The organism is Pseudomonas syringae KCTC 12500, from assembly GCF_000507185.2.
Classification (GTDB): Bacteria; Pseudomonadota; Gammaproteobacteria; order Pseudomonadales; family Pseudomonadaceae; genus Aquipseudomonas; species Aquipseudomonas syringae.
Genome location: NZ_AYTM02000002.1, coordinates 75,717 through 100,748, shown reverse-complemented (window position 1 = coordinate 100,748; position 25,032 = coordinate 75,717). Strand labels below are relative to the sequence as shown.

The 25,032-nt window shown below is 58.7% G+C and carries 22 protein-coding genes and 1 tRNA gene; 11 read left to right on the top strand and 12 right to left on the bottom strand.

Annotated elements, in window-relative coordinates; all coding sequences use genetic code 11:
* Positions 1-18 precede the first annotated feature (18 nt).
* On the bottom strand, positions 19-708 hold the full coding sequence (aat, locus tag V476_RS00940; protein WP_024961190.1) for a leucyl/phenylalanyl-tRNA--protein transferase: 690 nt from the start codon (positions 706-708) through the stop codon (positions 19-21).
* 468 nt (positions 709-1,176) lie between these two features.
* Between aat and ftsK the strand changes: the two genes are divergently transcribed.
* The 6 genes from ftsK (at position 1,177) to cysG (ending at position 8,689) form a co-directional block, all read left to right on the top strand.
* Positions 1,177-3,582, top strand: a complete 2,406-nt coding sequence (ftsK, locus tag V476_RS00935; protein ID WP_003426138.1) for a DNA translocase FtsK — start codon at positions 1,177-1,179, stop codon at positions 3,580-3,582.
* A 76-nt stretch (positions 3,583-3,658) separates the two neighbouring features.
* A complete protein-coding gene (lolA, locus tag V476_RS00930; RefSeq protein ID WP_003371767.1) occupies positions 3,659-4,282 on the top strand; it encodes an outer membrane lipoprotein periplasmic chaperone LolA in 624 nt (207 codons plus the stop codon).
* A gap of 18 nt (positions 4,283-4,300) precedes the next feature.
* The gene (locus tag V476_RS00925) at positions 4,301-5,623 is read left to right on the top strand and encodes a replication-associated recombination protein A (protein ID WP_016568444.1); all 1,323 of its coding nucleotides are present in this window, start codon (positions 4,301-4,303) and stop codon (positions 5,621-5,623) included.
* Positions 5,623-5,997, top strand: a complete 375-nt coding sequence (crcB, locus tag V476_RS00920) for a fluoride efflux transporter CrcB (RefSeq protein ID WP_003317947.1) — start codon at positions 5,623-5,625, stop codon at positions 5,995-5,997. The genes V476_RS00925 and crcB overlap by 1 nt, the downstream gene beginning before the upstream one ends.
* 16 nt (positions 5,998-6,013) lie before the next feature.
* Positions 6,014-7,294 (top strand): serine--tRNA ligase, encoded by a 1,281-nt coding sequence (serS, locus tag V476_RS00915; RefSeq protein ID WP_003426141.1) that lies wholly within the window; start codon positions 6,014-6,016, stop codon positions 7,292-7,294.
* Positions 7,295-8,689, top strand: coding sequence for a siroheme synthase CysG (gene cysG, locus V476_RS00910; protein WP_004417276.1), 1,395 nt, complete (start codon positions 7,295-7,297; stop codon positions 8,687-8,689).
* A gap of 50 nt (positions 8,690-8,739) precedes the next feature.
* On the opposite strand, the gene V476_RS00905 is transcribed toward cysG, so the two are convergent.
* The 6 genes from V476_RS00905 to tusD form a co-directional block, all read right to left on the bottom strand.
* On the bottom strand, positions 8,740-9,738 hold the full coding sequence (locus tag V476_RS00905; protein WP_003395708.1) for a glutathione S-transferase family protein: 999 nt from the start codon (positions 9,736-9,738) through the stop codon (positions 8,740-8,742).
* Between the two features lie 96 nt (positions 9,739-9,834).
* Positions 9,835-10,836, bottom strand: coding sequence for a glycosyl transferase family protein (locus tag V476_RS00900; RefSeq protein ID WP_024961191.1), 1,002 nt, complete (start codon positions 10,834-10,836; stop codon positions 9,835-9,837).
* Entirely contained in the window at positions 10,833-11,168 is a 336-nt protein-coding gene (locus tag V476_RS00895) for a TusE/DsrC/DsvC family sulfur relay protein (protein WP_003317943.1), read from the bottom strand. Before V476_RS00895 ends, V476_RS00900 begins: the two co-directional genes overlap by 4 nt.
* A complete protein-coding gene (tusB, locus tag V476_RS00890; protein ID WP_003395712.1) occupies positions 11,165-11,464 on the bottom strand; it encodes a sulfurtransferase complex subunit TusB in 300 nt (99 codons plus the stop codon). Before tusB ends, V476_RS00895 begins: the two co-directional genes overlap by 4 nt.
* On the bottom strand, positions 11,464-11,826 hold the full coding sequence (tusC, locus tag V476_RS00885; RefSeq protein WP_024961192.1) for a sulfurtransferase complex subunit TusC: 363 nt from the start codon (positions 11,824-11,826) through the stop codon (positions 11,464-11,466). The genes tusB and tusC overlap by 1 nt, the downstream gene beginning before the upstream one ends.
* A 1-nt stretch (position 11,827) precedes the next feature.
* Positions 11,828-12,220, bottom strand: a complete 393-nt coding sequence (gene tusD, locus V476_RS00880) for a sulfurtransferase complex subunit TusD (protein ID WP_003317940.1) — start codon at positions 12,218-12,220, stop codon at positions 11,828-11,830.
* 234 nt (positions 12,221-12,454) lie between these two features.
* On the opposite strand from tusD, the gene tcuC reads away from it, so the two are divergent.
* Positions 12,455-13,756, top strand: a complete 1,302-nt coding sequence (gene tcuC / locus V476_RS00875) for an MFS transporter (protein ID WP_004417288.1) — start codon at positions 12,455-12,457, stop codon at positions 13,754-13,756.
* Positions 13,757-13,771: 15 nt separating this feature from the next.
* The gene (locus tag V476_RS00870) at positions 13,772-14,551 is read left to right on the top strand and encodes a substrate-binding domain-containing protein (protein WP_011268261.1); all 780 of its coding nucleotides are present in this window, start codon (positions 13,772-13,774) and stop codon (positions 14,549-14,551) included.
* Here the strand turns inward: V476_RS00870 and V476_RS00865 are convergent.
* The 5 genes from V476_RS00865 to V476_RS00845 form a co-directional block, all read right to left on the bottom strand.
* Complete coding sequence (locus V476_RS00865; protein WP_004417291.1) at positions 14,537-15,445, bottom strand: LysR family transcriptional regulator; 909 nt, start codon at positions 15,443-15,445, stop codon at positions 14,537-14,539. The two genes, V476_RS00870 and V476_RS00865, sit on opposite strands and share 15 nt — an antisense overlap.
* 74 nt (positions 15,446-15,519) lie before the next feature.
* Positions 15,520-17,703 carry a DEAD/DEAH box helicase gene (locus V476_RS00860; protein WP_024961193.1) on the bottom strand — a complete coding sequence of 728 codons (2,184 nt, stop codon included), beginning with the start codon at positions 17,701-17,703 and terminating at the stop codon, positions 15,520-15,522.
* 43 nt (positions 17,704-17,746) lie between these two features.
* Complete coding sequence (locus V476_RS00855; RefSeq protein WP_016568440.1) at positions 17,747-19,042, bottom strand: ATP-binding protein; 1,296 nt, start codon at positions 19,040-19,042, stop codon at positions 17,747-17,749.
* Positions 19,039-21,582, bottom strand: a complete 2,544-nt coding sequence (locus tag V476_RS00850; RefSeq protein ID WP_024961194.1) for a tellurite resistance TerB family protein — start codon at positions 21,580-21,582, stop codon at positions 19,039-19,041. Before V476_RS00850 ends, V476_RS00855 begins: the two co-directional genes overlap by 4 nt.
* A 151-nt stretch (positions 21,583-21,733) precedes the next feature.
* Positions 21,734-21,821: transfer RNA gene (locus V476_RS00845), tRNA-Ser, on the bottom strand.
* A 121-nt stretch (positions 21,822-21,942) separates the two neighbouring features.
* Between V476_RS00845 and V476_RS00840 the strand changes: the two genes are divergently transcribed.
* The 3 genes from V476_RS00840 (at position 21,943) to V476_RS00830 (ending at position 24,966) form a co-directional block, all read left to right on the top strand.
* The gene (locus V476_RS00840) at positions 21,943-22,614 is read left to right on the top strand and encodes a Bax inhibitor-1/YccA family protein (protein ID WP_003317937.1); all 672 of its coding nucleotides are present in this window, start codon (positions 21,943-21,945) and stop codon (positions 22,612-22,614) included.
* 480 nt (positions 22,615-23,094) lie between these two features.
* Positions 23,095-24,525 (top strand): serralysin family metalloprotease, encoded by a 1,431-nt coding sequence (locus tag V476_RS00835; protein ID WP_024961195.1) that lies wholly within the window; start codon positions 23,095-23,097, stop codon positions 24,523-24,525.
* A gap of 57 nt (positions 24,526-24,582) precedes the next feature.
* Positions 24,583-24,966 (top strand): protease inhibitor Inh/omp19 family protein, encoded by a 384-nt coding sequence (locus V476_RS00830; RefSeq protein ID WP_003426172.1) that lies wholly within the window; start codon positions 24,583-24,585, stop codon positions 24,964-24,966.
* Positions 24,967-25,032 lie beyond the last annotated feature (66 nt).

Here is a 25,032-nt window from a genome sequence, read left to right as displayed (position 1 = left end):
TGAGTGTATGCCAGCCTGTCAAACTCGCCTAGCTGACCAGTCGGCGTCGGTCGGCTGGTCCAGATGGCGGGACAGGTAATCGGCGAAAGTCTGCCGAGGAATGGCGCGCGCGCCGAAGCTGTGCAGATGTTGAGTGGGCATCTGGCAATCGATCAACACAAATCCCCAGTCAGTCAAATGCTCTACCAGCGTGGCAAAGCCGACTTTCGAGGCGTTGTCTGCCCGGCTGAACATCGACTCGCCGAAAAACAGCTGGCCCATTGCCAGGCCGTACAGCCCGCCGACCAGTTCATCCTGATCCCAGACCTCGACGCTGTGCACGTGGCCACGGCGGTGCAACTCAACGTAGGCCGCCTGCATCGAGCCGGTTATCCAGGTTTCGTTGGCGTAGCTGCGAGGCGCAGCGCAGGCCTTGATCACGCTGGCAAAATCCTGATCGAAGGTGACCCGATAGCGCGACTGGCGCAGAACCTTGCCGAGGCTTCGCGAGACATGGAGTTCTTCAGGAAACAGCACGGTGCGCGGATCGGGAGACCACCAGAGAATCGGCTGACCGTCCTGAAACCAGGGAAAGCAGCCATGTCGATAAGCGCTGATCAGGCGATCGGCCGACAAGTCTCCGCCTGCGGCAAGTAGACCGTTGGGTTCACGGAGGGCTTTTTCCAGTGGGGGAAAATCGAGGCTGTTGCGGGTCAACCAGGTCAGCATGGCATCACAACTTTGCGGAAGGGGAGGGCGCACCTGTCTGTGTGTGCAACTCTGTGCGACAGGCGTGGTCACAAGCGGTTGTCATTATGGCGCGTACCTTGTGCATGCGGTAGGGCGTGAGCCTCGCAACGGTCGCGTGGCCGCTCAAGTTGCAGACCGTTGACAGAAACACGCCATAAGCCTTTGTCACAAAACGCAATGCATGCTCAAATTGAACATCGTCAGTGAAGGTGAAAGCGTGTTCCGTCTTGCGGAACCGTCTGAAGTGGATCTGGTGTGTTTTCGTACAGACTCAAGTGGCTGTAAAACCGTACAATGCCTGTTTTGGGCGTTATCATTCAAGCGTCTGTCGACAGGCTTTCCCGCTGTCTGCACTCCCTGTCCATGCGGGAGCAGTCAGTGCCGTCCGACAGCCGTTTCTGGTCAATCAACGAGATGTTCGCGCTATTGCGCAGGAAATAAAGCGTTTTGAAGAAATCCACCCCAGCACCCAGCGCTGTCCCGCTTTGGCGACAGCAATTGCACTACCGGCTCAAGGAAGGGGCCCTGATCGCCTTTGGCGCACTGTGCCTGTATCTGATGATGGCCTTGCTGACCTACGATCAGAGCGATCCCGGCTGGAGCCACACCAGCAGCAATGCGGCACAGGTGCAGAATGCCGCAGGGCGTGCAGGTGCTTTCTGTGCCGATATTCTGTTCATGATTCTGGGCTATTTCGCCTACATCTTCCCGCTGTTGCTGGCGATCAAGGCCTGGCAGGTCTTTCGCCATCGCCATGAGCCATGGCAATGGAGCGGCTGGCTGTTTTCCTGGCGCCTGATCGGTCTGGTGTTCCTGATCCTGGCGGGCGCTGCGCTGGCGCATATCCATTTCCATTTCTCGGCCGGCTTCCCAGGCTCGGCAGGCGGTGTGCTGGGCGAAGTGCTCGGCGATCTGGCCAAGAAAGCGCTGAATATTCAAGGCAGCACGTTACTGTTCATTGCCCTTTTTCTGTTCGGACTGACCGTGTTCACCGACCTGTCCTGGTTCAAGGTGATGGATGTCACCGGCAAGATCACCCTCGACCTGTTCGAACTGTTTCAAGGCGCTGCGAACCGCTGGTGGACTGCCCGCGCCGAGCGCAAGCAGATGGTTGCGCAGTTGCGTGAGGTGGACATGCGCGTCAACGATGTAGTGGCGCCTGTGGCTCCCGATCGTCGCGAGCAGGCCAAGGCCAGAGAGCGCCTGGTTGAGCGTGAAGCGTCGTTGAGCAAACACATGACCGAGCGCGAAAAGCACGTGCCAGCGGTCATCGCGCCAGCGCCTTCAAAGCCTGTAGAGCCCAGCAAGCGCGTCATGAAGGAAAAGCAGGCCCCGCTGTTCGTGGACAGTGCAGTGGAAGGCACGCTTCCGCCGATTTCCATCCTCGACCCGGCAGAGAAGAAGCAGCTCAACTATTCCCCAGAGTCTCTGGCGGCCGTCGGTCATTTGCTGGAAATCAAGCTCAAGGAATTCGGTGTGGAGGTCTCGGTAGACTCCATCCACCCCGGTCCGGTCATTACCCGCTACGAGATCCAGCCCGCCGCCGGCGTCAAGGTTAGCCGCATTTCCAACCTCGCCAAGGACCTTGCGCGCTCGCTCGCCGTGACCAGCGTTCGTGTAGTCGAGGTGATTCCGGGCAAGACCACCGTCGGTATCGAGATCCCCAACGAAGATCGCCAGATTGTGCGCTTCTCCGAGGTGTTGTCGACTCCCGAATACGATAACGCCAAGTCGCCTGTCACCTTGGCCCTGGGCCACGACATCGGCGGCAAGCCGGTGATTACCGATCTGGCCAAGATGCCCCACCTGCTGGTGGCCGGTACGACCGGTTCCGGTAAATCGGTGGGTGTGAACGCCATGATCCTTTCGATCCTGTTCAAGTCCGGCCCGGAAGACGCCAAGCTGATCATGATCGACCCGAAGATGCTGGAACTGTCCATCTACGAAGGTATTCCGCACCTGTTGTGTCCGGTGGTCACCGACATGAAGGACGCCGCCAACGCCCTGCGCTGGAGCGTTGCCGAGATGGAGCGTCGCTACAAGCTGATGGCGAAGATGGGTGTACGTAACCTGTCCGGCTTCAACCAGAAGGTCAAGGATGCCCAGGACGCGGGCGAGCCGCTTGCCGATCCGCTGTACAAGCGCGAAAGCATTCATGACGAAGCGCCGCTGCTGAGCAAGCTGCCGACCATCGTGGTGGTGGTGGACGAGTTCGCCGACATGATGATGATCGTCGGCAAGAAGGTCGAAGAGCTGATCGCGCGTATCGCCCAGAAAGCGCGTGCTGCGGGTATCCACCTGATTCTCGCGACCCAGCGTCCGTCGGTGGATGTGATCACCGGTCTGATCAAGGCCAACATTCCGACGCGTATGGCATTCCAGGTATCGAGCAAGATCGATTCGCGGACCATCATCGACCAGGGTGGCGCCGAACAACTGTTGGGTCACGGCGACATGCTGTACATGCCGCCAGGCACCAGCCTGCCGATTCGTGTGCATGGCGCGTTCGTTTCCGACGAAGAAGTGCATCGTGTGGTAGAAGCCTGGAAGCTGCGAGGTTCCCCGGACTACAACGACGATATTCTCGCCGGTGTCGAAGAGCCCGGCAGCGGCTTTGATGGCGGTGGCGGCGAAGGCAGTGAAGACAGCGAAAGCGACGCGCTTTACGATGAGGCCGTCAAGTTCGTGCTGGAAAGCCGTCGCGCTTCGATTTCTGCCGTACAGCGCAAGTTGAAGATCGGCTATAACCGCGCAGCGCGCATGATCGAAGCGATGGAAATGGCAGGGGTCGTGACCTCCATGAATACCAACGGTTCGCGCGAAGTCCTGGCCCCCGGGCCGGTGCGCGACTGATTTTTATCACCCCGTATTGCGGCGACGGCGTGCACGCCACGCTGTCGCATCATCATCGACTTCAAAGAGGAATCCCATGCGCCTTATCCGCATGCTGTTGGCCACTGCACTGACCTTCTCCATGATCCCCGCCCATGCCGACAGCAAGGACGTGGCGCGCCTGACCCAGTTGCTGGAGAAATCCCAGACCCTGACCGCCCGCTTCTCGCAGCTGACGCTGGACGGTGGCGGTACCCAGTTGCAGGAAACCACCGGCGAAATGGCCCTGCAGCGCCCCGGCTTGTTCAACTGGCATACCGATGCGCCACAGGAGCAGTTGATGGTCTCGGACGGCAAGAAAGTCTCGCTGTGGGACCCTGATCTGGAGCAGGTCACGATCAAGAAGCTCGATCAGCGCCTGACTCAGACTCCAGCCTTGCTGCTGTCCGGTGATGTATCGAAGATCAGCGAAAGCTTCGACATCACCGCGAAAGAGGCGGGTGGCGTGATCGATTTCGTGCTCAAGCCCAAGACCAAGGACACGCTGTTCGACAGCCTGCGTCTGTCGTTCCGCAACGGCATCATCAACGACATGCAGTTGATCGACAGCGTAGGTCAGCGCACCAATATCCTGTTCACCGGGGTCAAGGCCAACGAGTCGATCGCAGCCAGCAAGTTTCAGTTCCAGATTCCCAAGGGTGCTGATGTCATTCAAGAGTAAAAGGGCCGATTTCTGACCATGGACTTGTTCAGCCGCGAACCGATAGCTCAGCCTCTGGCTGCACGTTTGCGTGCTACCAACCTGGATGAGTATGTCGGCCAGGAACACGTGCTTGCCCACGGCAAGCCTCTGCGTGAGGCGCTGGAGCAAGGCGCACTGCACTCGATGATTTTCTGGGGCCCGCCCGGGGTGGGCAAGACCACCCTGGCGAAGCTGCTGGCCAAAGTGTCGGACGCGCACTTCGAGACGGTTTCGGCGGTGCTCGCCGGGGTCAAGGAAATCCGTCAGGCCGTCGAAGTCGCCCGGCAGCAGGCCGGACAGTACGGCAAGCGCACCATCCTGTTCGTCGACGAAGTGCACCGCTTCAACAAGTCACAGCAGGATGCCTTCCTGCCTTATGTCGAGGACGGCACGCTGATCTTTATCGGCGCGACCACCGAAAACCCCTCGTTCGAACTCAACAACGCCTTGTTGTCCCGGGCGCGCGTCTACGTGCTCAAAAGCCTGGACGAGGCGGCGTTACGCAAGCTGGTCAACCGTGCCCTGACCGAAGAGCGCGGGCTGGGCAAGCGGCAACTGGCCTTGAGCGATGAGGGTTTTGCGATGCTGATGTCCGCCGCCGATGGCGACGGTCGGCGCATGCTCAACTTGCTGGAGAACGCCTCGGATCTGGCCGAAGACGGCAGCGAAATCGATGTCGGGCTGCTGCAGAGCCTGTTGGGTGACAGTCGACGCCGCTTCGACAAGGGCGGCGAGGCGTTCTACGACCAGATATCGGCACTGCACAAGTCGATTCGCGGTTCCAATCCCGACGCGGCCCTGTACTGGTTTGCGCGGATGATCGATGGCGGTTGTGATCCGCTATATCTGGCGCGCCGCGTGGTGCGCATGGCCAGTGAAGATATCGGCAATGCCGATCCTCGTGCGCTGCCGTTGTGCATGTCCGCTTGGGATGTGCAGGAGCGCCTTGGCAGTCCCGAGGGCGAGCTGGCGGTCGCGCAGGCTATTGTCTATCTCGCCTGTGCGCCAAAAAGCAACGCGGTCTACATGGCGTTCAAGGCGGCTATGCGCGAAGCAGGTGAGCACGGTTCGCTGGAGGTTCCGCTGCACTTGCGCAATGCGCCTACCAAGCTGATGAAGCAGCTAGGTTATGGCGAAGAATATCGCTATGCCCATGATGAGCCCGATGCTTATGCAGCTGGCGAAGACTACTTTCCGGACGAGCTGGAGCCACGGCAGTATTACCAGCCTGTGCCTCGCGGTCTGGAGCTCAAGATCGGTGAAAAGCTCAGGCATCTGAACGCATTGGACAATGCCAGCCCTCGCAAGCGGAGAAAGTGATGATTCAGACTATTCTTGCGGTGTCGATTGCCGGGATCGCTGGTACATTATTGCGCTTTGCGACAGGCACCTGGGTCAGCGCCAACTGGCCTCGTTATTTTTATGCGGCGACGCTGGCGGTCAACATCGTCGGGTGCCTGATCATCGGTGTACTGTACGGACTGTTCCTGCTGCGTCCGGAAGTGCCCATCGAAATTCGTGCCGGCTTGCTTGTCGGCTTTGTAGGCGGTCTGACGACCTTTTCATCCTTTTCACTGGATACGCTGCGCCTGCTGGAAAGCGGGCAGGTACCGCTGGCCCTCGGCTATGCCGGTATCAGTGTATTCGGCGGGCTGCTCGCAACCTGGGCTGGCCTGTCCCTGACCAGACTTTGATAGACGAGAGAACGATATGCTCGATTCCAAACTGTTACGTACTCAACTTCAGGACGTAGCGGATCGCCTGGCTTCCCGTGGTTTCACGCTGGATGTGGCGCGCATTGAATCGCTGGAATCCCAGCGCAAGGTAGTGCAGACCCGCACCGAACAGCTGCAGGCCGAGCGCAATGCACGTTCCAAATCCATTGGTCAGGCCAAGCAGCGCGGCGAAGATATTGCGCCGTTGATGGCTGATGTCGAGCGCATGGGCAATGAGCTGAGCGAAGGCAAGGTCGAGCTGGATGGCATTCAGGCCGAACTGGATGCGCTGGTGCTGAGCATTCCGAACCTGCCCCACGAGTCCGTGCCGGTCGGTGCCGACGAAGAAGGCAACGTCGAAGTACGTCGCTGGGGTACGCCGACGTCATTTGATTTCGAGGTCAAGGATCACGTTGCGCTGGGCGAGAAGTTCGGCTGGCTGGATTTCGAGACCGCAGCCAAGCTGTCCGGCGCGCGCTTTGCGCTGCTGCGTGGCCCGATCGCGCGCCTGCACCGTGCCCTGGCACAGTTCATGATCAATCTGCACATCAACGAGCACGGCTACGAAGAGACTTACACTCCGTATCTGGTGCAGGCACCAGCGTTGCAGGGCACAGGTCAGTTACCCAAGTTCGAGGAAGACCTGTTCAAGATCTCCCGCGAAGGCGAGGCCGATCTGTACCTGATCCCGACTGCCGAAGTGTCGCTGACCAATATCGTGTCGGGTGAAATTCTCGATGCCAAACAGCTGCCTCTCAAGTTTGTTGCCCATACCCCTTGCTTCCGCAGTGAAGCGGGCGCGTCCGGGCGTGATACCCGCGGCATGATTCGCCAGCACCAGTTCGACAAGGTCGAGATGGTCCAGATCGTTGCGCCTGATGACTCCATGGCCGCGCTCGAGTCGCTGACCGGCAACGCCGAACGTGTCCTGCAACTGCTTGAACTGCCTTATCGCACGCTGGCGCTGTGCACCGGCGATATGGGTTTCAGTGCGGTGAAGACTTACGACCTGGAAGTCTGGATTCCGAGTCAGGACAAATATCGCGAAATCTCTTCCTGCTCCAACTGCGGTGATTTCCAGGCGCGCCGCATGCAGGCGCGCTGGCGTAACCCTGAAACCGGCAAGCCGGAGCTGGTCCACACCCTCAACGGGTCGGGCCTGGCGGTAGGCCGCACACTGGTGGCAGTGCTGGAGAACTATCAGCAGGCGGACGGTTCGATTCGTGTGCCTGAGGTGCTCAAGCCGTACATGGGCGGCCTTGAGGTCATCGGTTAAATGGAATTTCTGCCGCTGTTCCATAACCTTCGTGGCAGCCGGGTGCTGGTGGTTGGCGGCGGTGAAATTGCCCTGCGCAAATCACGCCTGATTGCCGACGCCGGTGCAGTGCTGCGTGTGGTTGCGCCGGAAATCGAGGCGCAACTGAGCGAGCTGGTTGCCCAGAGCGGCGGTGAGAGGATCCTGCGCGGCTACAGCGAATGCGACCTCGATGGTTGCGTGCTGATCATCGCTGCGACGGATGATGAGCCGCTCAACGCGCAGGTGTCCCGCGATGCCCGCTTGCGTTGCGTTCCGGTCAACGTAGTCGACGCCCCGGCGTTGTGTACGGTGATCTTTCCGGCCATCGTCGACCGCTCGCCGCTGGTGATCGCCGTGTCCAGTGGCGGCGATGCTCCGGTGCTGGCACGTTTGATTCGCGCCAAGCTGGAAACCTGGATTCCCTCCAGCTACGGGCAGCTCGCCGGACTGGCTGCGCGCTTTCGCAATCAGGTCAAAGGCCTGTTTCCGAATGTGCAGCAGCGCCGAGCGTTCTGGGAAGATGTTTTTCAGGGCGCCATTGCCGACCGCCAGCTGGCCGGGCAGGGTGCTGAAGCCGAACGTATGCTGATCGCCAAGATTGCTGGCGAGCCGCCTTCTGAGACCGGTGAGGTCTATCTGGTCGGTGCGGGTCCAGGTGATCCGGATTTGCTGACTTTCCGGGCCTTGCGCCTGATGCAGCAAGCGGATGTGGTGCTGTATGACCGCCTGGTCGCGCCAACGATTCTTGACCTGTGCCGTCGTGATGCCGAGCGTGTCTACGTTGGCAAGCGCCGTGCGGAGCATGCCGTTCCGCAGGAACAGATCAACCAGCAACTGGTTGCACTGGCAAAGCAGGGCAAGCGAGTGGTGCGTCTGAAGGGCGGTGATCCGTTCATCTTCGGCCGTGGCGGCGAGGAAATCGAAGAACTGGCGGCGCATGGCATACCGTTCCAGGTAGTGCCCGGCATCACCGCTGCCAGCGGTTGCGCAGCATATGCGGGTATACCGTTGACGCACCGTGATCATGCGCAATCGGTGCGTTTCATCACCGGTCACTTGAAAAACGGTACGACAGATTTGCCCTGGTCAGATCTGGTAGCGCCTGCGCAAACACTGGTGTTTTACATGGGGCTGATCGGTTTGCCGGTTATCTGTGAGCAGTTGATCCGGCACGGTCGCTCTGCCGACACGCCTGCTGCACTGGTCGAGCAGGGCACCACCGTCAATCAGCGTGTGTTCACGGGTACCTTGGCAAACCTGCCGCAACTGGTCGCCGAGCATGATGTGCATGCGCCGACGCTGGTGATCATCGGTGAGGTGGTCAAGTTGCGTGAAAAGCTGGCGTGGTTCGAGGGCGCTCAGGCGACTCTCTGATGTCAATGGTGGGTAGCCCGTCCGGGCTATCCACCACTTCTTCCCATACGTCAGTTGTTCCAGACACCTTCACCGGACAGTCGCTCACGGTCGTGATCTGCCTGCAGATCGAGTGCGGGCCCCTTCGGTATGATGCCGGTCGGGTTGATGGTGCGATGGCTCCCGTAGTAATGCCCTTTGATGTGTTCGAAACTTACCGTCTCTGCGATACCCGGCCACTGATACAGCTCGCGTAGCCAGTTGCTGAGATTGGGGTAATCCGCGATGCGCCGCAGGTTGCATTTGAAGTGGCTGTAATACACCGCATCGAAGCGCACGATGGTAGTGAACAGGCGTATGTCGGCTTCGGTGAGGTGTTTGCCTGTCAGGTAACGCTTTTCGCCGAGCAGATTTTCCAGCACATCCAGTTCAGCGAACACATCGTCGAACGCCTCCTCATACGCGCCCTGCGAGGTGGCGAAACCAGCCCGGTACACGCCGTTGTTGACCTTCGGGTAGATCTGCTCGTTGAGCTCGTCAATGCTCGCGCGTAGCGCTTGCGGGTAGAAATCCAGCGTATTGCCGGTCAGCTCGTCGAATGCAGAATTGAACATGCGGATGATTTCCGCAGATTCGTTGCTGACGATGCATTGCTGCTGCTTGTCCCACAGCACCGGCACGGTGACACGGCCGGTGTATCGAGGATCGTCGGCGGTATAGCGCTGGTGAAGGAACTGCAGGTCATCCAGGGCATCGCCGCTGGAGCCTTTCTGCTGATCGAAGGTCCAGCCGTCTTCCAGCATCAGCCAGCTGACTACCGATACATCGATCAGGCCTTCCAGGCCCTTGAGCTTGCGCAAAATAAGCGTGCGGTGTGCCCACGGGCAAGCCAGAGACACGTACAGGTGATAGCGGCCCGCCTGCGCAGCAAACCCGCCTGCACCCGACGGTCCAGGCTGTCCATCGGGCGTGACCCAATTGCGTCGCTGCGCATTTTCGCGCTGAAATGCGCCATCTTTGCTGCTTTCGTACCACTGGTCTTGCCAGTGTCCTTCGACCAGAAGGCCCATGTCTGACTCCCATTTCCAGGTGATAGAGCTTGGAGGTCAGCGCGGGTGCATCGGTTCGACTGGATTACGGCCTTTCATTGTCGAAAGGCCGAAGCGTCACAGATTGATGTCGCGGCGATCCCAGAATACCTGCGCCTGGGCGAAGGCCTCGTCACGATCGACGCCCAGGCCGCGCAGGGCGAGCGCCATGGTCGATATCAATGCCAGTTGCGGGTAACTGTCTTCGATTTCTCCTCGCCACAAGGCCAGCAGTTGCTGCGGGTCGAGTGTCGCCGGTTTTACATGGCGACGCGGTGAGAGCGCTGGCCATTCTTCATCCCACGGCTGACCGCCGGTGGTGCCGTACAGGTGGCTGATGGTGTCGGGGTTGATCTCGATTTCGCCGCCATCACCCTTGACGACGATGGCGTTGTCGCCGAGCAGGCTGCTGGCATCGCGATGCACGCTTTGATAGCCCGGGTGAAAAATGCTTTGCAGACCGCAACGCGCCTGCAGCGGATTGAGAATGCGTGCCAGCGAATGAATGGGCGAGCGTAGTCCAAGCGTGTTGCGCAGGTCGATCATGCGTTGCAACTGCGGTGCCCAGTCGGCGAGCGGAATGAATGCCAGCCGGTCTTGCTCGAGCGAAGTCTTGACCGCTGACCAGTTGCGGCACAGAGGGATTTTCAGCAGATCGAGCAACTGCTCGGTGTACAGACGCCCTGCGGTATGCGCGCCGCCGCCGTGCAGGAGGATCCTGACGCCGTTTTGCGCCAGGCATTTGGCTGCCAGCAGGTACCACGGCAGGTGACGCTTTTTTCCGGCGTAGGTCGGCCAGTCGATGTCGATCTGCATGTCGGGAGCGTGCAGACGTTCACGCACCGCTTCGGTAAACCCCGCCAGCTCCTCGGGGCTTTCTTCCTTGTGACGCAGCAGCATCAGAAAAGCGCCAAGTTGAGTGTCCTCGACTTTTTCATCGAGCAGCATGCCCATGGCTTCCCGTGCTTCCTCGCGAGTCAGGTTGCGCGCGCCACGTTTGCCTTTGCCCAGAATGCGAACGAACGTCGCAAAGGGATGTTCTTCAGGTGTTTCAGTGATAAGCGCAGCGTAATCATTCATATGCAATTGGTCGGTTTGGGCAGGCCCGCCAGCTTGGCGGCGAGTTTGGCGGGAGTGCCGTTGAACAGGCGATTGAGGTGCATGCTGTTGCCTTTTTCTGCACCCAGCTTCAGCGCGGTGTATTTGATCAGCGGCCGTGTTGCGGGCGAAAGCTGGAACTCGGCGTAAAAACCTCGCAGCAGCTCAAGGATTTCAAGGTGCTCGGCACTCAACTCGATACCTTCCTCGGCGGACAAGGCGTGGGCGACGTCCAGCGACCAGTCGCTGAGGTCTTGCAGAAAACCATCCTTGTCCAGTTCGATGCTGCGCCCGTCAATGTTCAACTGTTTCATAACCAGGTATTGACCTTGTCGAAGCGCAGCGACAGTTCCACGAACGCCGGGTAGTCGATGCTGCTGACTCCGGCAGGGAGGGGCAGATTGCGTGCGCTGAGGTCTTCGTCGAGGGCGAACAGTTGCGATGAGTCGACCGACGACTGAAGGGCTTTGAGCTGCGCACTGGATGGCATCAGCGCATAGGTGGCATCGCCACAGAGCAGTACGCCATCATCGTTGCCCAGCAAGCGCAGGCAACTGTCCAGCCGGGTGTCGGCAAACGGCGAGTGAGAGAGAACGTGCAAAGTAGCCATCAGATCGTGATTACCTCGTCATACCGGTCAAAAAGTGCTGACAATTCTGCGCGCGTAGTCAATTGGCTCAGCTCTTCGCTCAATGCTCCGGGGGAGATGCCGCGCTCGGCCAGGCTTTGTCCGCAGACGTAAAGGTCTTCGACACCGAACATCGGCAGGGCTTTCAGGTTTGCGGTCAGGTCTTTCTGTTGCAGGGCGTCGGGCGACTGCTGTGGCAACAACTGAAAAACCCCGTCGTCCAGAAACAGCAGGCCTACCAACAGATCGAATGCTCCGCCCGCCAGTACGATATCCAGCGCTTCGCGGGCACCGGGACCGGACCACGGCGACTGACGGCTGACAACCAATAGTGATCTGGGCATCTCATGGCCCTCCGAAGCAGATCAGGCGATCAGCCGATTGCACAGCATCGTGCAGCTGGCCCAGCCCGGACAATTCCCACGGCTCGCGCAGGTTTGCCGCCGGCCGCTGATAACGCTCGGCCTCTTGCGTGTCGAGCACACCGCGACGCAACGCCGCGGCAATGCACACCACGCCGTCCAGCTTGTGCTCGACGATGAAGTCACGCCACTGCAGTGCCATATCCTGCTCGTCCTGCGGCGTCACGACGTTGGCCGACGCGCTATGTACGCCTTCCTGATAGAAGAACAACCGGACAATTTCGTGCCCGCCTGCCAGCACCGCCCTGGCGAACTGCAAGGCTCGCCGAGAGGAGGGCGCATGCGCGGCGGAAAAAAGGGAGATGGCGAATTTCATGATCGGCTCTGCCAACAAAACATGCGCAATGATAAAGAATTCAAGGGCAGGCGTGTGAGTTTGGCGCGTGTTGACCTGCAAGCGCTGGGCCGGGATGCAATAGTTCGCGCCCTAATTGATGTCCATAAGGCATCAATCGATGAAAACATAGCACTTATCGTTTCAAAGTGTGTCCGGCAGACTCCCCCATCACAAGCGCTTACAACACTCTAATAAGATCGCTGGAGAACACTGATGCACGGCTCATCCCCATTACGAAAAGAATCCTCCCGGTCGAAGGCAGGCGCGGTATTTCGGGTCACCTCCGGTAATTTCCTCGAGCAATTCGACTTCTTCCTGTTCGGCTTTTACGCCACCCAGATCGCCTCCGCCTTTTTCCCGGCCAGCAGTGAGTTCGCTTCGCTGATGATGACCTTCGCGGTCTTCGGTGCTGGCTTCCTGATGCGTCCGTTGGGTGCCGTGATTCTGGGCGCTTACATTGATGACGTGGGCCGCCGTAAAGGCTTGATTGTGACCCTGTCGATCATGGCCAGTGGCACGTTGCTGATTGTTCTGGTGCCCGGTTACGCAAGCATCGGCTTGTGGGCACCGGCCCTGGTATTGGTCGGCCGCTTGCTGCAAGGCTTTTCTGCCGGCGCGGAACTGGGCGGGGTGTCCGTGTATCTGGCAGAGATGGCGACACCCGGCCGCAAGGGCTTCTATACCAGTTGGCAGTCGGGCAGTCAGCAGGTGGCAATCGTTGTCGCCGCTGCACTGGGCTACGGCTTGAACCAATGGATGGCACCTGCTGCTGTCGCCGATTGGGGCTGGAGAATTCCGTTCGCCATCGGCTGCCTGATCATCCCGTTCATTTTCCTGCTGCGCCGCAGCCTGCAGGAAACAGAGGAGTTCGCCACTCGCTCTCATCGTCCGACCATGCGACAGGTGTTCGCGACGCTGCTGCAAAACTGGCGTGTGGTGATTGCCGGAATGCTGATGGTGGCGATGACCACTACCACCTTTTATCTGATCACCATCTACGCACCGACATTCGGCAAAACCGTACTCAACCTGAGTACCTCCGATGCGCTTCTGGTGACCTTGCTGGTCGGTGTCTCCAACTTTATCTGGCTGCCTGTCGGCGGCATGTTGAGCGACCGTTTCGGGCGCAAGCCGCTGTTGGTTGCGATGACGCTACTGACCATCGTCAGTGCGTACCCGGCGCTGTCTTTCCTCGCTCTGGCGCCCAGCTTCGGCCATATGCTGGAAGTGCTGTTGTGGTTCTCGTTTCTCTACGGCTTGTATAACGGCGCGATGATCCCGGCGCTGACCGAAATCATGCCAGTAGAGGTGCGTGTTGCCGGTTTTTCGCTGGCCTACAGCCTGGCGACGGCGGTTTTTGGTGGTTTCACTCCAGCGATTTCGACCTGGTTGATCCACCTCACCGGCGACAAGGCTGCACCTGCTTACTGGATGACATTTGCTGCAGCCTGTGCGCTGGGTGCCACATTGGTGCTCTACCGGCACATCTCGACCCGCCCGCAACTGGCTGTTTAATCAAGGAAAATCATTATGAAATCGTTATACAAACATCAATTGGCCGCGCTTTTTCTCGGCTGTATCGCGGTCAGTGCGGCGGCGCAGGCTGAACAGCTCAAGGTTATGACCTCCGGCGGCTTTACGGCTGCGTACAAACTGCTCGGACCGCAATACGCGGCGTCTTCCGGGGACTCGCTGGACACCATTCTCGGCCCATCGATGGGCAAGGCGCCCGAGGCCATCCCGAATCGTCTGGCCCGTGGCGAGCACGCCGATGTGGTGATCATGGTCGGCTATGCGCTGGATGATCTGATCAAGCAAGGTAAGGTAGACCCGGCATCGCGGGTCGAACTGGCTGACTCGCGGATCGGGATGGTGGTGAAGGAGGGTGCGGCCAAGCCGGCGATCGGCACCGACAGTGAGCTCAAGGCCACCTTGCTCAAGGCCAGGTCGGTGGCTTACTCCGACAGCGCCAGTGGCGTGTACATCGAAAAAGAGCTTTTCAAAAAGCTCGGTATCGAGAAGGAGCTCGCGCCGAAGGGCAAGATGATCGAGCGCATCCCGGTCGCTTCGGTGGTTGCCAAGGGTGACTACGAGGTGGGCTTTCAACAGGTTGCCGAGTTGCTGCCGATTCCCGGCGTGACGTTCGTGGCGAAGATCCCGGAAGACGTTCAGTCGGTTACCCGTTATGCCGCGGGCATCCCGGTCAATGCCGAGCATCCGAAAGAGGCGAAGGCCTTGCTGGATTACCTGGCCTCCCCGAAAGCCCAGGCTACAGTGCAGTCTACCGGTCTGGATTCAGTTCCCCGCTGAGCGTGAAGGCATTTTCCTGACCAGTTGTTCCAACTCGAGGGCTGCCGGTGTCAAGGTCCTGCCACGACGCTTGAGCAGCCCTACATTGCGAATCACCTCGGGCGCAACCAATGGCACGCTCACCAGAAACGGGTGAGCGGTCATCGGCATGGCGATCGACGGCACCGCAGCCACGCCAAGCCCGGCTTCCACCAGTCCGATCATGGTCGTGACATGGCGGGTTTCGCAGATGCTTTCCTTGTGCGGGCGCGACGGTGCCAGCGCCTGATCCAGCACCAGACGATTACCCGAGGTGATGTCCAGGCCGATGTAGTCGTGGCGGTACATCTCTTCCCAACTGACGCTGTCGCACGTTGCCAGCGGGTGATCCCGCCTGCAGGCCATCACGTAGCGTTCCTGCAGCAGCAGCTCGAAATCCACCTCCGGCGCCAGATTGCCGCTGAAACTCACCCCGAAATCGGCTTCGCCCAGGGCAACCGCGCTGTTGACCTCATTGGCGCTGGCGTCCATGACCCGAATTCTGATTTTCGGAAACAGCCGGTGAAAGGCGCTGATGACCTGCGGCATGAAGTAATAGGCGGCTGAAGGCACGCAGGCAATCGTCACGCTGCCCATTCGCGTGGAGCCGACGCCTTCGATGGTCATCAACGCGCTGTCCAGATCATCCAGAATACGCTCGACCTGAGGCAGAAATGCGCGGCCGACCGTGGTCAGGCTGACCCTGCGGGTGGTCCGCTCGAACAGCTTCACATTCAGCGCAGACTCGAGCTTTTCTATCCTCCGGCTGAGCGCAGGCTGGGTGATCTGCACGGTTTCAGCGGCTTTGCGGAAGCTGCCATTCTCGACCACGGCACGAAATGCCTGGAGGTCGTTGAGGTCGAAATTGATGGGCATTTGAAGGTCGATCTATTAATACGGGATGCGCATCAATATATCAGACGGCGCGGGCCGAGCCGCCAGGCCTGCCGTCAGATCGTCAATGTCTTCGCAAGCGCAATCGCGTTGGGTATATCCAGCTGGCTGGAGGCAAATGATTTGATCAACAGCGATTTTGGCAGAGCCCAGTCCCACTTTTCGCGGATCAGATTTTTCACATCTTTCAACAGGGGTTCCACATCGGTCGCATCCAGCTCTGCAATTCTGGCCAGTGCTGCCAGCACACTTTCCTGAGAAGCGCTGATTTCCAGTACCAACCCCGAAGCTGTGCACATGACCCCAGCCTGGTTGAGCAGCAGGCACAGCGCATCATTGGTGTAGTCGCCCGCCCAGGTCAGCAGGTAGCTGCTTGAGGTCGAACCCGTCAGGCGCTGGTCAGCCAGCCCCAGCCGGTGAAAGGTCTGGCGCGCTTCCGCCAGCAGGGCTTGTGCATTGGCATCAAGGAACGGGCAGGGTGTGACCTCCGTCAGTACCGCGCGCATTTCTTCACGCACCCGGTCATGGATCTTGGCGCCCAGCCCGTCGAATACCGGAGGTTCGCCGCCACGTGCGCGTATGACCGCAATGACTTTCTTTTCCAGGTCTACATCCATGACCTGCCAGCGTTTGCCTGCGAAGATGATGCGTTGCCCCAGGGTCAGCGGGCGACTGACAGGAATGGAACCCAACGGCTTGCCATCGCGAAGCAGTCTGAATTCCTCATCGCTGCTGAATGCACTGTAAAACTCATAGTGGTTGACCAGTTTTTCACCGATCTCGCCAGGCAATAGCAGGCCAGAGCTGTCCTGGACGATCAGTTTCTTTTCACCCAGCGCCTTGAGAAGGGCCATGAAGTCGGTTTTATCAACGGCTGCAAATGTTCCGCTCGCGAGCAGCTCATTCCACAGCTGCGAGGCATGTGCACCACCTTGCTGTGCAATCGTCGACAGGCATTGCTGAACCAGCGTCGAGGCGTGCAGGCCGTTGGCTCTCGGAGGTTCGAACCACTTCTCGATCAACAATCGAATCATGGCGATCGTCTGCACCAGGTTTTGCCGGAGCTGATCCGAGAGGTCCGAATCAGGTGTCAGGGTGTCTTCCTGGCAATAGGCGCGAAGTGTGGCAGGCTCACCTGCGCGACGTCCGGAGCGACCCAGTCGCTGGCGTAGGCTGGCCACTGATGGCGGAGGGCCGATCTGCGCAACTGCTTTGATGTTGCCGATATCGATGCCAAGTTCGAGGGTCGTGGTGCAGACGGCCGAGGCGGGCGGGCTACCCGCTTTCAGTGCTCGCTCCGTATCTTCACGCAAGTCTCGGGACAAGCTTCCGTGGTGAGGCAGGAACTCGTTCGGCAAACCGTCGTTTTCGCACAAGTGCCGCAGCCGGTCGGCGTACCATTCAACCTTGTCGCGGCTGTTGGGAAAGATCAGGTTGTTACTGCCACGCAACACCTTGTACATATGCGCGGCTATGGCGTGCCTGGTCCCGGAGACATCCTCTTCCTGCTCTTCGTCCTGATCATCGTTGCCATCGTCTTTTGTCACGACCATCTGCAGGTTTGCTGTCAGTTTCTTCATCGGCAGCATGGTGTAACCGCGTACCTGAACCTGAAGGTCCTGGCCCGAGGCTTGAGAAATGATTTCGTCCATGCGTCGGCCTTGCCCCGGACGCAGGAACTCGCGGGCGAGTGCCATCTCGCCCAGGGTCGCAGACAGGCCTACGCGTGGCAGTTTTTTGCCGACAACCGTTTCTACGCGGTGCATCAGGGACTGCAATTGTTTACCGCGCTCGCTGCCGATGAACGCGTGTAATTCGTCGATGACGATATAGCGAAGGGGCTGAAAGAGCCCCGCAAGCGCTGAGCCCCGGTTCACGAACAGGGCTTCCAGCGATTCTGGGGTTATGAGCAGGATCCCTCTGGGCGATTTCAGAAAGCGGTGCTTCCTGCTTGCCGAAACGTCCCCGTGCCAGCCGACCACCGGGATTTCCAGGCGCTCGCAAAGACGTGTCAGCCTGTCCCACTGATCATTGATCAAGGCCTTGAGCGGGCTGATATAGAGCACAGCGCCTGGCGCATCGGTATCGTTGAGCAAATGGGTCAGAATGGGCAGAAACGCCGCCTCGGTCTTGCCCGCTGCGGTGGAGGCCGCAATGATGACGTCGCGATCAGCGTCGATCAGCGCAGGTATGGCCCATTCCTGAGCATCCCTGAGCGATGTCCAGCCTTGCGACCACACCCATTGTTGTACATCGGGGTGAAGCCGTTCGAACGCGGATGAGTCAGAGCTTGAAGCTTGTGAGTTCATCATCGGTCTCTACAGTGAAATCACTTTTGCCGCCGTCATCCCTGGCAATGTCAATGGCGCCCAAAAGGTCTCTCCAGTCGGCCTCAGGGTTTTGCTCAAGAACCGCCAGCAGGTTGATGAACGCGGTGATGGTGGTGCGTGGCGTTCGAAAGTAAGCTTCGCCCAGACGCTGGCCGCAGTGCTCGATGAAGGCCGGGATGGCCTCTTCCGGAAGCAGGTAATGTTCCGCATCGCCGTAGGCATAAACATTACGCAGGTTCAGCAGCAGGACATAGAAGTCCTCCGGGGTCAGGCTGGTCAGCCGAATGACAGGGCCGGAAAGGTCGACGTAGCCGGCCTTGGCAAAGGTGTTTTCTGCCAAGCGCGACTGTAAAGCCGGGTAGCTGTAGAGGCCGCGGCGAGTGTCCATCAGGAATTCCGGCGTGCCGCCCAGAACGAAGCCCAGTCCGTCAGTCGACCCTTGCAGTGAGTCATTGAGGATGCGCAGGATCTGTTCGTAGTTCGCATTGCGAGCCTGCGTGTTGGCAAGCTTGTAGAGGTTGACCAGTTCGTCCAGGCACACCATAAGCCCGCCGAAGCCTGCCAGACGCACAAATCGGGAAAGCAGTTTGAGCTGATCGTAAACGGACGCGTCGTCAACGATGCTTCTGACCCCAAGGGCCGCTCGTGCATCCGTCCTGGTGGTGAACTCCCCGCGAAGCCAGCGTATTGCATCGGCTTTCAGCTGTTCGTTGCCTTCGTTAAAGCCACGGCAGTAAGCGGCTATGACTTCGGCAAAGTCATAGCCGTTGACCATTTCGGTAAGTTCGGCGAGGTTCTGGCGTATGACGGTCTCGCTGTCTACGCCTTTGCTGCTCGCGTGGGTTCTGGCCTGGGAAATAAACTTTTCGACGATACCCTGAAGCGCGCCGCCGTCCGGCTTGGTGCGTGTAGACATGTTCTTGGCAAGCTCGGCGTACAGGGAGCGCGCCTGACCGCCTGAGGCGTGCAGGCGTCGATCGGGGTTCAGATCAGCGTGCATCGTCACCAGCTTGCGTTCCATCGCAATGCCTCTGACCAGATTGAGGAAGAAGGTCTTGCCCGCGCCATACTCGCCGACCACGATACGAAAGGCAGAACCGCCTTCGGCCAGCCGGTCGACATCCTTGATAAGAGCTGCCAGCTCACCCGCCCGTCCGACCTGGATCAAGTGCTGCCCGACACGAGGAACGACACCTGCGCGCAGTGATTGAATGACCGCATCGCGATCCTTGGCTCGTATCTTGTTCATAGGGCAAGCTCGCTTAAAATATCCGGGTTGATTTCGATAGGGTCATCGCCCTCGGAAACCGGCATGTCGAACAATTCGAATGCCATATCGTTGATTTGCTCCAGTGCACCGTCGAGCATCAACGCCATACCTGCCGTCGCGATTTCCAGCTCTCGTCGACTCCATTGGTTGCGCGAGACCAGCAGGCGCAGAAACGCAGAGTGCCCCGCATCCAGTTCATGGAGATGGGCGCCAGTGTCTGGGGTGTCTTGTGAAGCATCGTCTTCGGCTATCTGCGTGTGGTCCTGCTGTTCGTCTTCCTGATCGTTGCGAAAAACATCAGCCAGCAGCGCCGACACCTCTGCCGTTTCGCGTCGCAACTGGGCAACCCTGCCCATGTCCAGCACGATTCCGGAGCCTGGCTTCTTGTCGGGGCCTGTTGCTGTAGTGGCTGACAGCGCTGTCGAGGCTTGTCCTGTCTGCAAACCGGTCGCAGCACCATGGAGGTTGCTGTAAAGGGCGTGTGGGTCGAGTTGAAGTGCCCTGTAGATCCGCTCAAGCAACCTGACTTTCTCAGGCGTAACCGCTCCGTCAGCGTGGGCAAGGTGAGTCAGGCAACCGACGATGGTCTGCTTTTCCTCCTGATTCAGCGAACCCAGCTTCTTTTTCAGGCTTGCCAGGTTGGGCGGCTGCTGCAGTTGCATCAACAGATACGCCTTGAGACGTGTTCGATGCGCGACACGCAGATGCCCCCATGAGTCGATATGCTGTTCGAGCAGTGCAACGGCATGCTGGCTCGTGCCGCCATCAACCGTTGCCACGCTGCTGGCGAGATCCAGAGTGACGACAGCCACGTTGTAGTCCACTGTCACCCGCGACATGCCTGGGTCGGGCTCGGTCGCGAACAGAACGATGCTGTCCTCAGGCTTGGGCGCACGATTGCCCGCCATTACATCCGGTTCCATTCCTACGTGCATGTCTTCAAGCACTTTTATCAGCGCGATGATCTGGTTGCGTGCCTGGGCGCCGTCAGACTTGAAACGTATGGCCAGTTGATCAAGCGTCATCAGCTTCGTACCCGTCCTGACTTCCGATTGAAGCTGTCGCAGTTCATGCCTGGCGTATTCAGGCCATAGCGACACCGGCAGCAATAGCAGCGCCTCCAATGACTCATGCTTATCGAGATCATCGGCATTGCGGCCCATGTACCGACTGAATGGTGCGAGCACTGAAGCACAGCCCTGCACGAGGACCTGGATTTTCTTGCGGGTGGCGGACGTAATGCTGACGTCTGGCAGATCACCCACCGGTATTTCCGGTACATCGAGGTAGGCGGACGATGGGCGATAGGCGACCCATAGTCGGGTCTTGTTCCTCAGCAGCTTCAGGCCGTCGGGAAACTGCTCTTCATATTCGGCTCTGAACAGGCGCTGAAAGAGATCTGCGCATCTGCCAACAGGTTTGCCACGCGAGATATTCGGATCCGTCAGCGCCCAGGATAAGGCCCAGGATGCGTTCAACGGGTATTTGTCGATGGCCATCTGGCCCAGCGCCACTCGCAGCACGATGGGCATTTCATAGCGGTCGGCCGACTCCATTGGTGGCTCGCGCAAATACATCTGCCCTGAAATGACAGGCATGTTCAGGTATTCGAGAAGCCGCGAAGCCTGGTTATAAAACGAAAGATCCCGATGATAAACAGTCCGCAAACGCTCGATTTCCTCTTTTATCGGGGGAATCTCTTTTCGTGCATCGGGATCAGAAAGGCTGTCGATCAGTAAACGCCGTTCAAGGCCGTGGAAAAACATGAACAGGTAACCACTGCTCGCCTCAGGATCACAACGTCCCCCCGCCAGCCACTGCAGATAGCCCCTGCGCGCGGCAGGTTCAAGATCTTTGTAGGTCGACCAATAGTAGGCCACCCCCGCAACGGGAGGCGTGTCGGAACCGGCCACCGGCAAGGCTGCGTCTATGAAAGAAGGTTCGGATAGTCTGAATTCGGGGTTTTGCGTGCCTGTGTAGATCATGCCGCCGGGCAAGGTGATATCGGCCACGGTGAGCGGCTCCCCTGGACGCAGCCATTTGGCTTTCGCCGGGCGATCAGGTGCCTTGGGGATGCTGAACGAGTTGGCGCCGGGTGAGTCCTGCCGGATGGTAAAGAACTCGGATTCACGCTCTGGATGGCGCATCTGCGGGGTGAAGGGCGAGGGTGCCTGTTCCGACGGCGTATCCGCCCGGGGTTGCGTACCTCCAACCAGGTTGGGAGACGGTCTGCTGAAGCGCGCATAGCGCCCTATGGCCAGGTCGGCGTGGTGCCCATCGGAAACCGTGGTATGGATAGGGTCGGCTAACGGCTGAGTGCCGCCCGTGAGATTGTCTGACGCTCTACTGAAGCGGGCATATCGGCCGATCGCGAGGCGTTCGAGCCCTTCATAGATACGGTCTATTCCCAAGGTGGCTGGCGCTGAATCGTGACCATCAGCCTTGATAGCGCGCCGAATCTCATCCGCATGGGGTTGTGTGCCTCCAACAGGATGGACAAACGTTCTGCTGGGGGGCATTGGGGTCTTCCGTGGTTCATCGGCTGGCAAACTGGCAGTATCCACATTTTGTCAGCGTGGGCCAAGTATGGGCTGATGAGCTTGCGGAGGCATTGGCCAAACCCCAGAAACGACAAAGCCCTGAATAATCAGGGCTTTGCGCTGCCAAATATGGCGGAGGCATAGAGATTCGAACTCTAGGACCTGTTACAGTCGGCAGTTTTCAAGACTGCTGCCTTAAACCACTCGGCCATACCTCCACTTCGTTGCGGGCGCCATAATACCGGAATGAAACAAGCTGTCAAACTCTGTGACTAGCCAGTTGCAGCGCCTCTGTTATGATCTTTGCAACTCAACATTTCAACAGCAAGGAGTTTCGCCATGCGCGAACAGGATTACAGCCTTAAAACCGGCATGCAGGCCGACCAGCTCGAGGTTAGTCGTGTCCTGCGCAATACTTACGGTCTTCTCGCCCTGACACTGGCTTTCAGTGGTGTCATGGCCTTCGTCGCTCAGCAGATGCGCGTCGGCTACCCGAACATTTTCGTGGTGCTGATCGGCTTCTACGGTCTGTTCTTCCTGACCAACAAGCTGCGTGATTCGGTCTGGGGTCTGGTGTCGACCTTCGCCCTGACAGGCTTCATGGGCTTCCTGCTGGGTCCGATCCTAAACCGTTACCTGGGCATGGCCGGTGGTGCTGAAGTGGTCAGCTCCGCCTTCGCTATGACGGCTCTGGTATTCGGTGGCCTGTCAGCCTACGTACTGATTACCCGCAAGGACATGAGCTTCCTCGGCGGTTTCATCACCGCAGGTTTCTTCGTTCTGCTGGGTGCGGTAGTGGCCGGTATGTTCTTCCAGATCAGCGGTCTGCAACTGGCTATCAGCGCGGGCTTCGTGCTGTTCTCGTCGGTGTGCATTCTGTTCCAGACCAGCGCGATCATTCAGGGTGGTGAGCGTAACTACATCATGGCGACGGTCAGCCTGTACGTATCGATCTACAACCTGTTTATCAGCCTGCTGCAGATCTTCGGCATCATGAGCCGCGACGACTGATTTACCAGGCCTGAATATTCAGGCCGCTGCACTTCAAGAAAAGCCCCGACTCGTCGGGGCTTTTTGCGTTTCTGCGGCGAGGAAAAATGTCAGCATTGGCCCATCGCACTGCTGGCGGAGTGCCGTTCCTGGCGGCTGAGTGAGCCGGAGCATTACTCAGAGCATTTGCGGCCAGTCGACCCCGTAAAATTCCTGACCTATCAGTCATATTTATCAAGCTTGTTACAGTCTGTTCAAGCGTTTATCGACTATCTCATCATCACAAAAAATAATATCAGGTGATTCTCCAACGCCTGTAGGCGCTTGCCCATTTAAGGCCACTTGACATCATCGAACAGTGCTGGACACAAGATTTCAGGATGTGTCAGTTTTGTTACGCAATACGATTTTTATGCTTCACAAGGCGAGTGACCGGACTCTCTCGCTACAGGGGAGAGTCCTGTCGTACCTAACCTGTCAAACAGCAAACAAGGAAGTGTCATGACGAAAGTCAAAGAAAATGCTGCAATTCAACTTTCCGCTGCTACCAGCACCTCTTTCGACCAGATCAATGCGTTCGCGCACCAGTATGACCGTGGCGGCAACCTCACGATCAATGGCAAGCCCTCGTATTCGGTCGATCAGGCCGCTGATTATATTCTTCGCGACGACGCCGCCTGGACGGATCGCGATGGCAACGGCACCATCAACCTCACCTACACGTTCCTGACGGCCAAGCCTGCCGGGTTCGACAATTCGCTGGGGACTTTCAGTGCGTTCAACGCGCAGCAGAAAGCACAGGCGGTATTGTCGATGCAATCCTGGGCAGACGTTGCCAAGGTCAGCTTTACCCAGGCGGCTTCCGGGGGCGACGGGCATATGACCTTCGGCAACTACAGCAACGGCAGTGCGGGCGGGGCAGCTTTTGCCTACCTGCCCAGCGGCAACAGCCGTACCGACGGTCAGTCCTGGTACCTTGTCGATAACAGCTACAAGGTCAACACCACCCCGGACAATGGCAATTACGGTCGTCAGACCCTGACCCATGAAATCGGCCATACCCTGGGCCTGTCTCACCCTGGTGACTACAACGCGGGCGAGGGCAATCCGAGCTACAAGGACGCCACCTACGCAGAAGACACCCGTGGCTATAGCGTCATGAGTTACTGGAGTGAGTCCAACACTGACCAGAACTTCGTCAAGGGCGGCGCTCCGTCGTACTCTTCGGCACCGTTGCTGGATGACATCACCGCCGTTCAGCAGCTCTATGGCGCGAACATGAGCACCCGTGCCGGTGATACGGTCTATGGGTTCAACTCTACTGCCGGGCGCGATTTCTACAGCGCCACGTCCGCCTCTTCCAAGGTGGTGTTCTCGGTGTGGGATGGCGGGGGCAAGGATACCCTCGACTTCTCCGGCTTCACCCAGAACCAGAAGATCAACCTCAATGCCGCCTCGTTCTCGGATGTCGGTGGCATGGTGGGCAACGTTTCGATCGCCAAGGGTGTGGTGGTTGAAAACGCGGTGGGCGGTTCGGGCAATGACCTGTTGATCGGCAATGCTGCCGCCAACGACCTCAAGGGTGGTGCCGGCAACGACATCATCTACGGTGGTGGCGGCGCCGACAGCCTGACCGGTGGTGCAGGTGCCGACATCTTCGTGTTTGGCGCCAGCTCCGACTCCAACCGTGCGGGCCAGGATACGATTCGTGATTTCGTCAGCGGTCAGGACAAGATCGACGTATCGGCCATTTCCACGCTGAGCGCGCTGCAGTTCGTCAACGCGTTCAGCGGCCATGCTGGCGAGGCGATCCTCAACTATAACCAGAGCAGCAATCTGGGCAGTCTGGCGATCGACTTCACGGGGCAGGGTTTGGGGGACTTCCTCGTGGGGACCGTTGGTCAAGCGTTGGCTACTGATATCGTGGTTTAATCTGTAACAATTATGGACGACCCTGCGGTCGTCCATAATCTGGAAAGTACCCCCGTTATGAAGATCAATCACGTTGTTCGAATCGTGCCAGCGACCTTTGCGTTGCTGGTGGGTATTTCTGGAGCAAGCATGGCCATGAGTTTGAAACTGCCCGATCCTGCTGAACTCAGTGGCAAGTGGCGACTTTCTGTTCAGGGAAAGACGAACGAAGCCTGTGAACTGCACCTCAATACCGATGTACCGCAACTGACGGGCGACCTCGCCTGCGCAGTAAAGTGGTTGCACGAAGCACCCACTGGCTGGTTCCCAACTCCGGATGGCCTGGCGTTCACCGACAAGGAAGGCAATCGCCTGATTCACCTCAATAATATGGGGGAGCATGTCTATCAGGCGCGTCTGCCCGGCGGTGAAGTGCTGGTCCTTGGACGACTCGCCGATTAAGCGTTTCACGGACCTGCGCGAGTTGTTTGTCAAAACCCAGGGATGTCACTTCGTCATAAGCAAGAC

What these genes read in the sequence shown, in the direction of transcription:
- tusB (WP_003395712.1), bottom strand. Translation starts at nt 11,464, where the DNA reads ATGGCTACTTTGCACGTTCTCTCTCACTCGCCGTTTGCCGACACCCGG.
- aat (WP_024961190.1), bottom strand. Translation starts at nt 708, where the DNA reads ATGCTGACCTGGTTGACCCGCAACAGCCTCGATTTTCCCCCACTGGAA.
- crcB (WP_003317947.1), top strand. Translation starts at nt 5,623, where the DNA reads ATGATTCAGACTATTCTTGCGGTGTCGATTGCCGGGATCGCTGGTACA.
- V476_RS00870 (WP_011268261.1), top strand. Translation starts at nt 13,772, where the DNA reads ATGAAATCGTTATACAAACATCAATTGGCCGCGCTTTTTCTCGGCTGT.
- tusD (WP_003317940.1), bottom strand. Translation starts at nt 12,220, where the DNA reads ATGAAATTCGCCATCTCCCTTTTTTCCGCCGCGCATGCGCCCTCCTCT.
- V476_RS00830 (WP_003426172.1), top strand. Translation starts at nt 24,583, where the DNA reads ATGAAGATCAATCACGTTGTTCGAATCGTGCCAGCGACCTTTGCGTTG.
- lolA (WP_003371767.1), top strand. Translation starts at nt 3,659, where the DNA reads ATGCGCCTTATCCGCATGCTGTTGGCCACTGCACTGACCTTCTCCATG.
- V476_RS00850 (WP_024961194.1), bottom strand. Translation starts at nt 21,582, where the DNA reads ATGCCCCCCAGCAGAACGTTTGTCCATCCTGTTGGAGGCACACAACCC.
- serS (WP_003426141.1), top strand. Translation starts at nt 6,014, where the DNA reads ATGCTCGATTCCAAACTGTTACGTACTCAACTTCAGGACGTAGCGGAT.
- V476_RS00895 (WP_003317943.1), bottom strand. Translation starts at nt 11,168, where the DNA reads ATGAAACAGTTGAACATTGACGGGCGCAGCATCGAACTGGACAAGGAT.
- V476_RS00835 (WP_024961195.1), top strand. Translation starts at nt 23,095, where the DNA reads ATGACGAAAGTCAAAGAAAATGCTGCAATTCAACTTTCCGCTGCTACC.
- tcuC (WP_004417288.1), top strand. Translation starts at nt 12,455, where the DNA reads ATGCACGGCTCATCCCCATTACGAAAAGAATCCTCCCGGTCGAAGGCA.
- V476_RS00855 (WP_016568440.1), bottom strand. Translation starts at nt 19,042, where the DNA reads ATGAACAAGATACGAGCCAAGGATCGCGATGCGGTCATTCAATCACTG.
- cysG (WP_004417276.1), top strand. Translation starts at nt 7,295, where the DNA reads ATGGAATTTCTGCCGCTGTTCCATAACCTTCGTGGCAGCCGGGTGCTG.
- V476_RS00865 (WP_004417291.1), bottom strand. Translation starts at nt 15,445, where the DNA reads ATGCCCATCAATTTCGACCTCAACGACCTCCAGGCATTTCGTGCCGTG.
- tusC (WP_024961192.1), bottom strand. Translation starts at nt 11,826, where the DNA reads ATGCCCAGATCACTATTGGTTGTCAGCCGTCAGTCGCCGTGGTCCGGT.
- V476_RS00840 (WP_003317937.1), top strand. Translation starts at nt 21,943, where the DNA reads ATGCGCGAACAGGATTACAGCCTTAAAACCGGCATGCAGGCCGACCAG.
- V476_RS00900 (WP_024961191.1), bottom strand. Translation starts at nt 10,836, where the DNA reads ATGAATGATTACGCTGCGCTTATCACTGAAACACCTGAAGAACATCCC.
- V476_RS00925 (WP_016568444.1), top strand. Translation starts at nt 4,301, where the DNA reads ATGGACTTGTTCAGCCGCGAACCGATAGCTCAGCCTCTGGCTGCACGT.
- V476_RS00905 (WP_003395708.1), bottom strand. Translation starts at nt 9,738, where the DNA reads ATGGGCCTTCTGGTCGAAGGACACTGGCAAGACCAGTGGTACGAAAGC.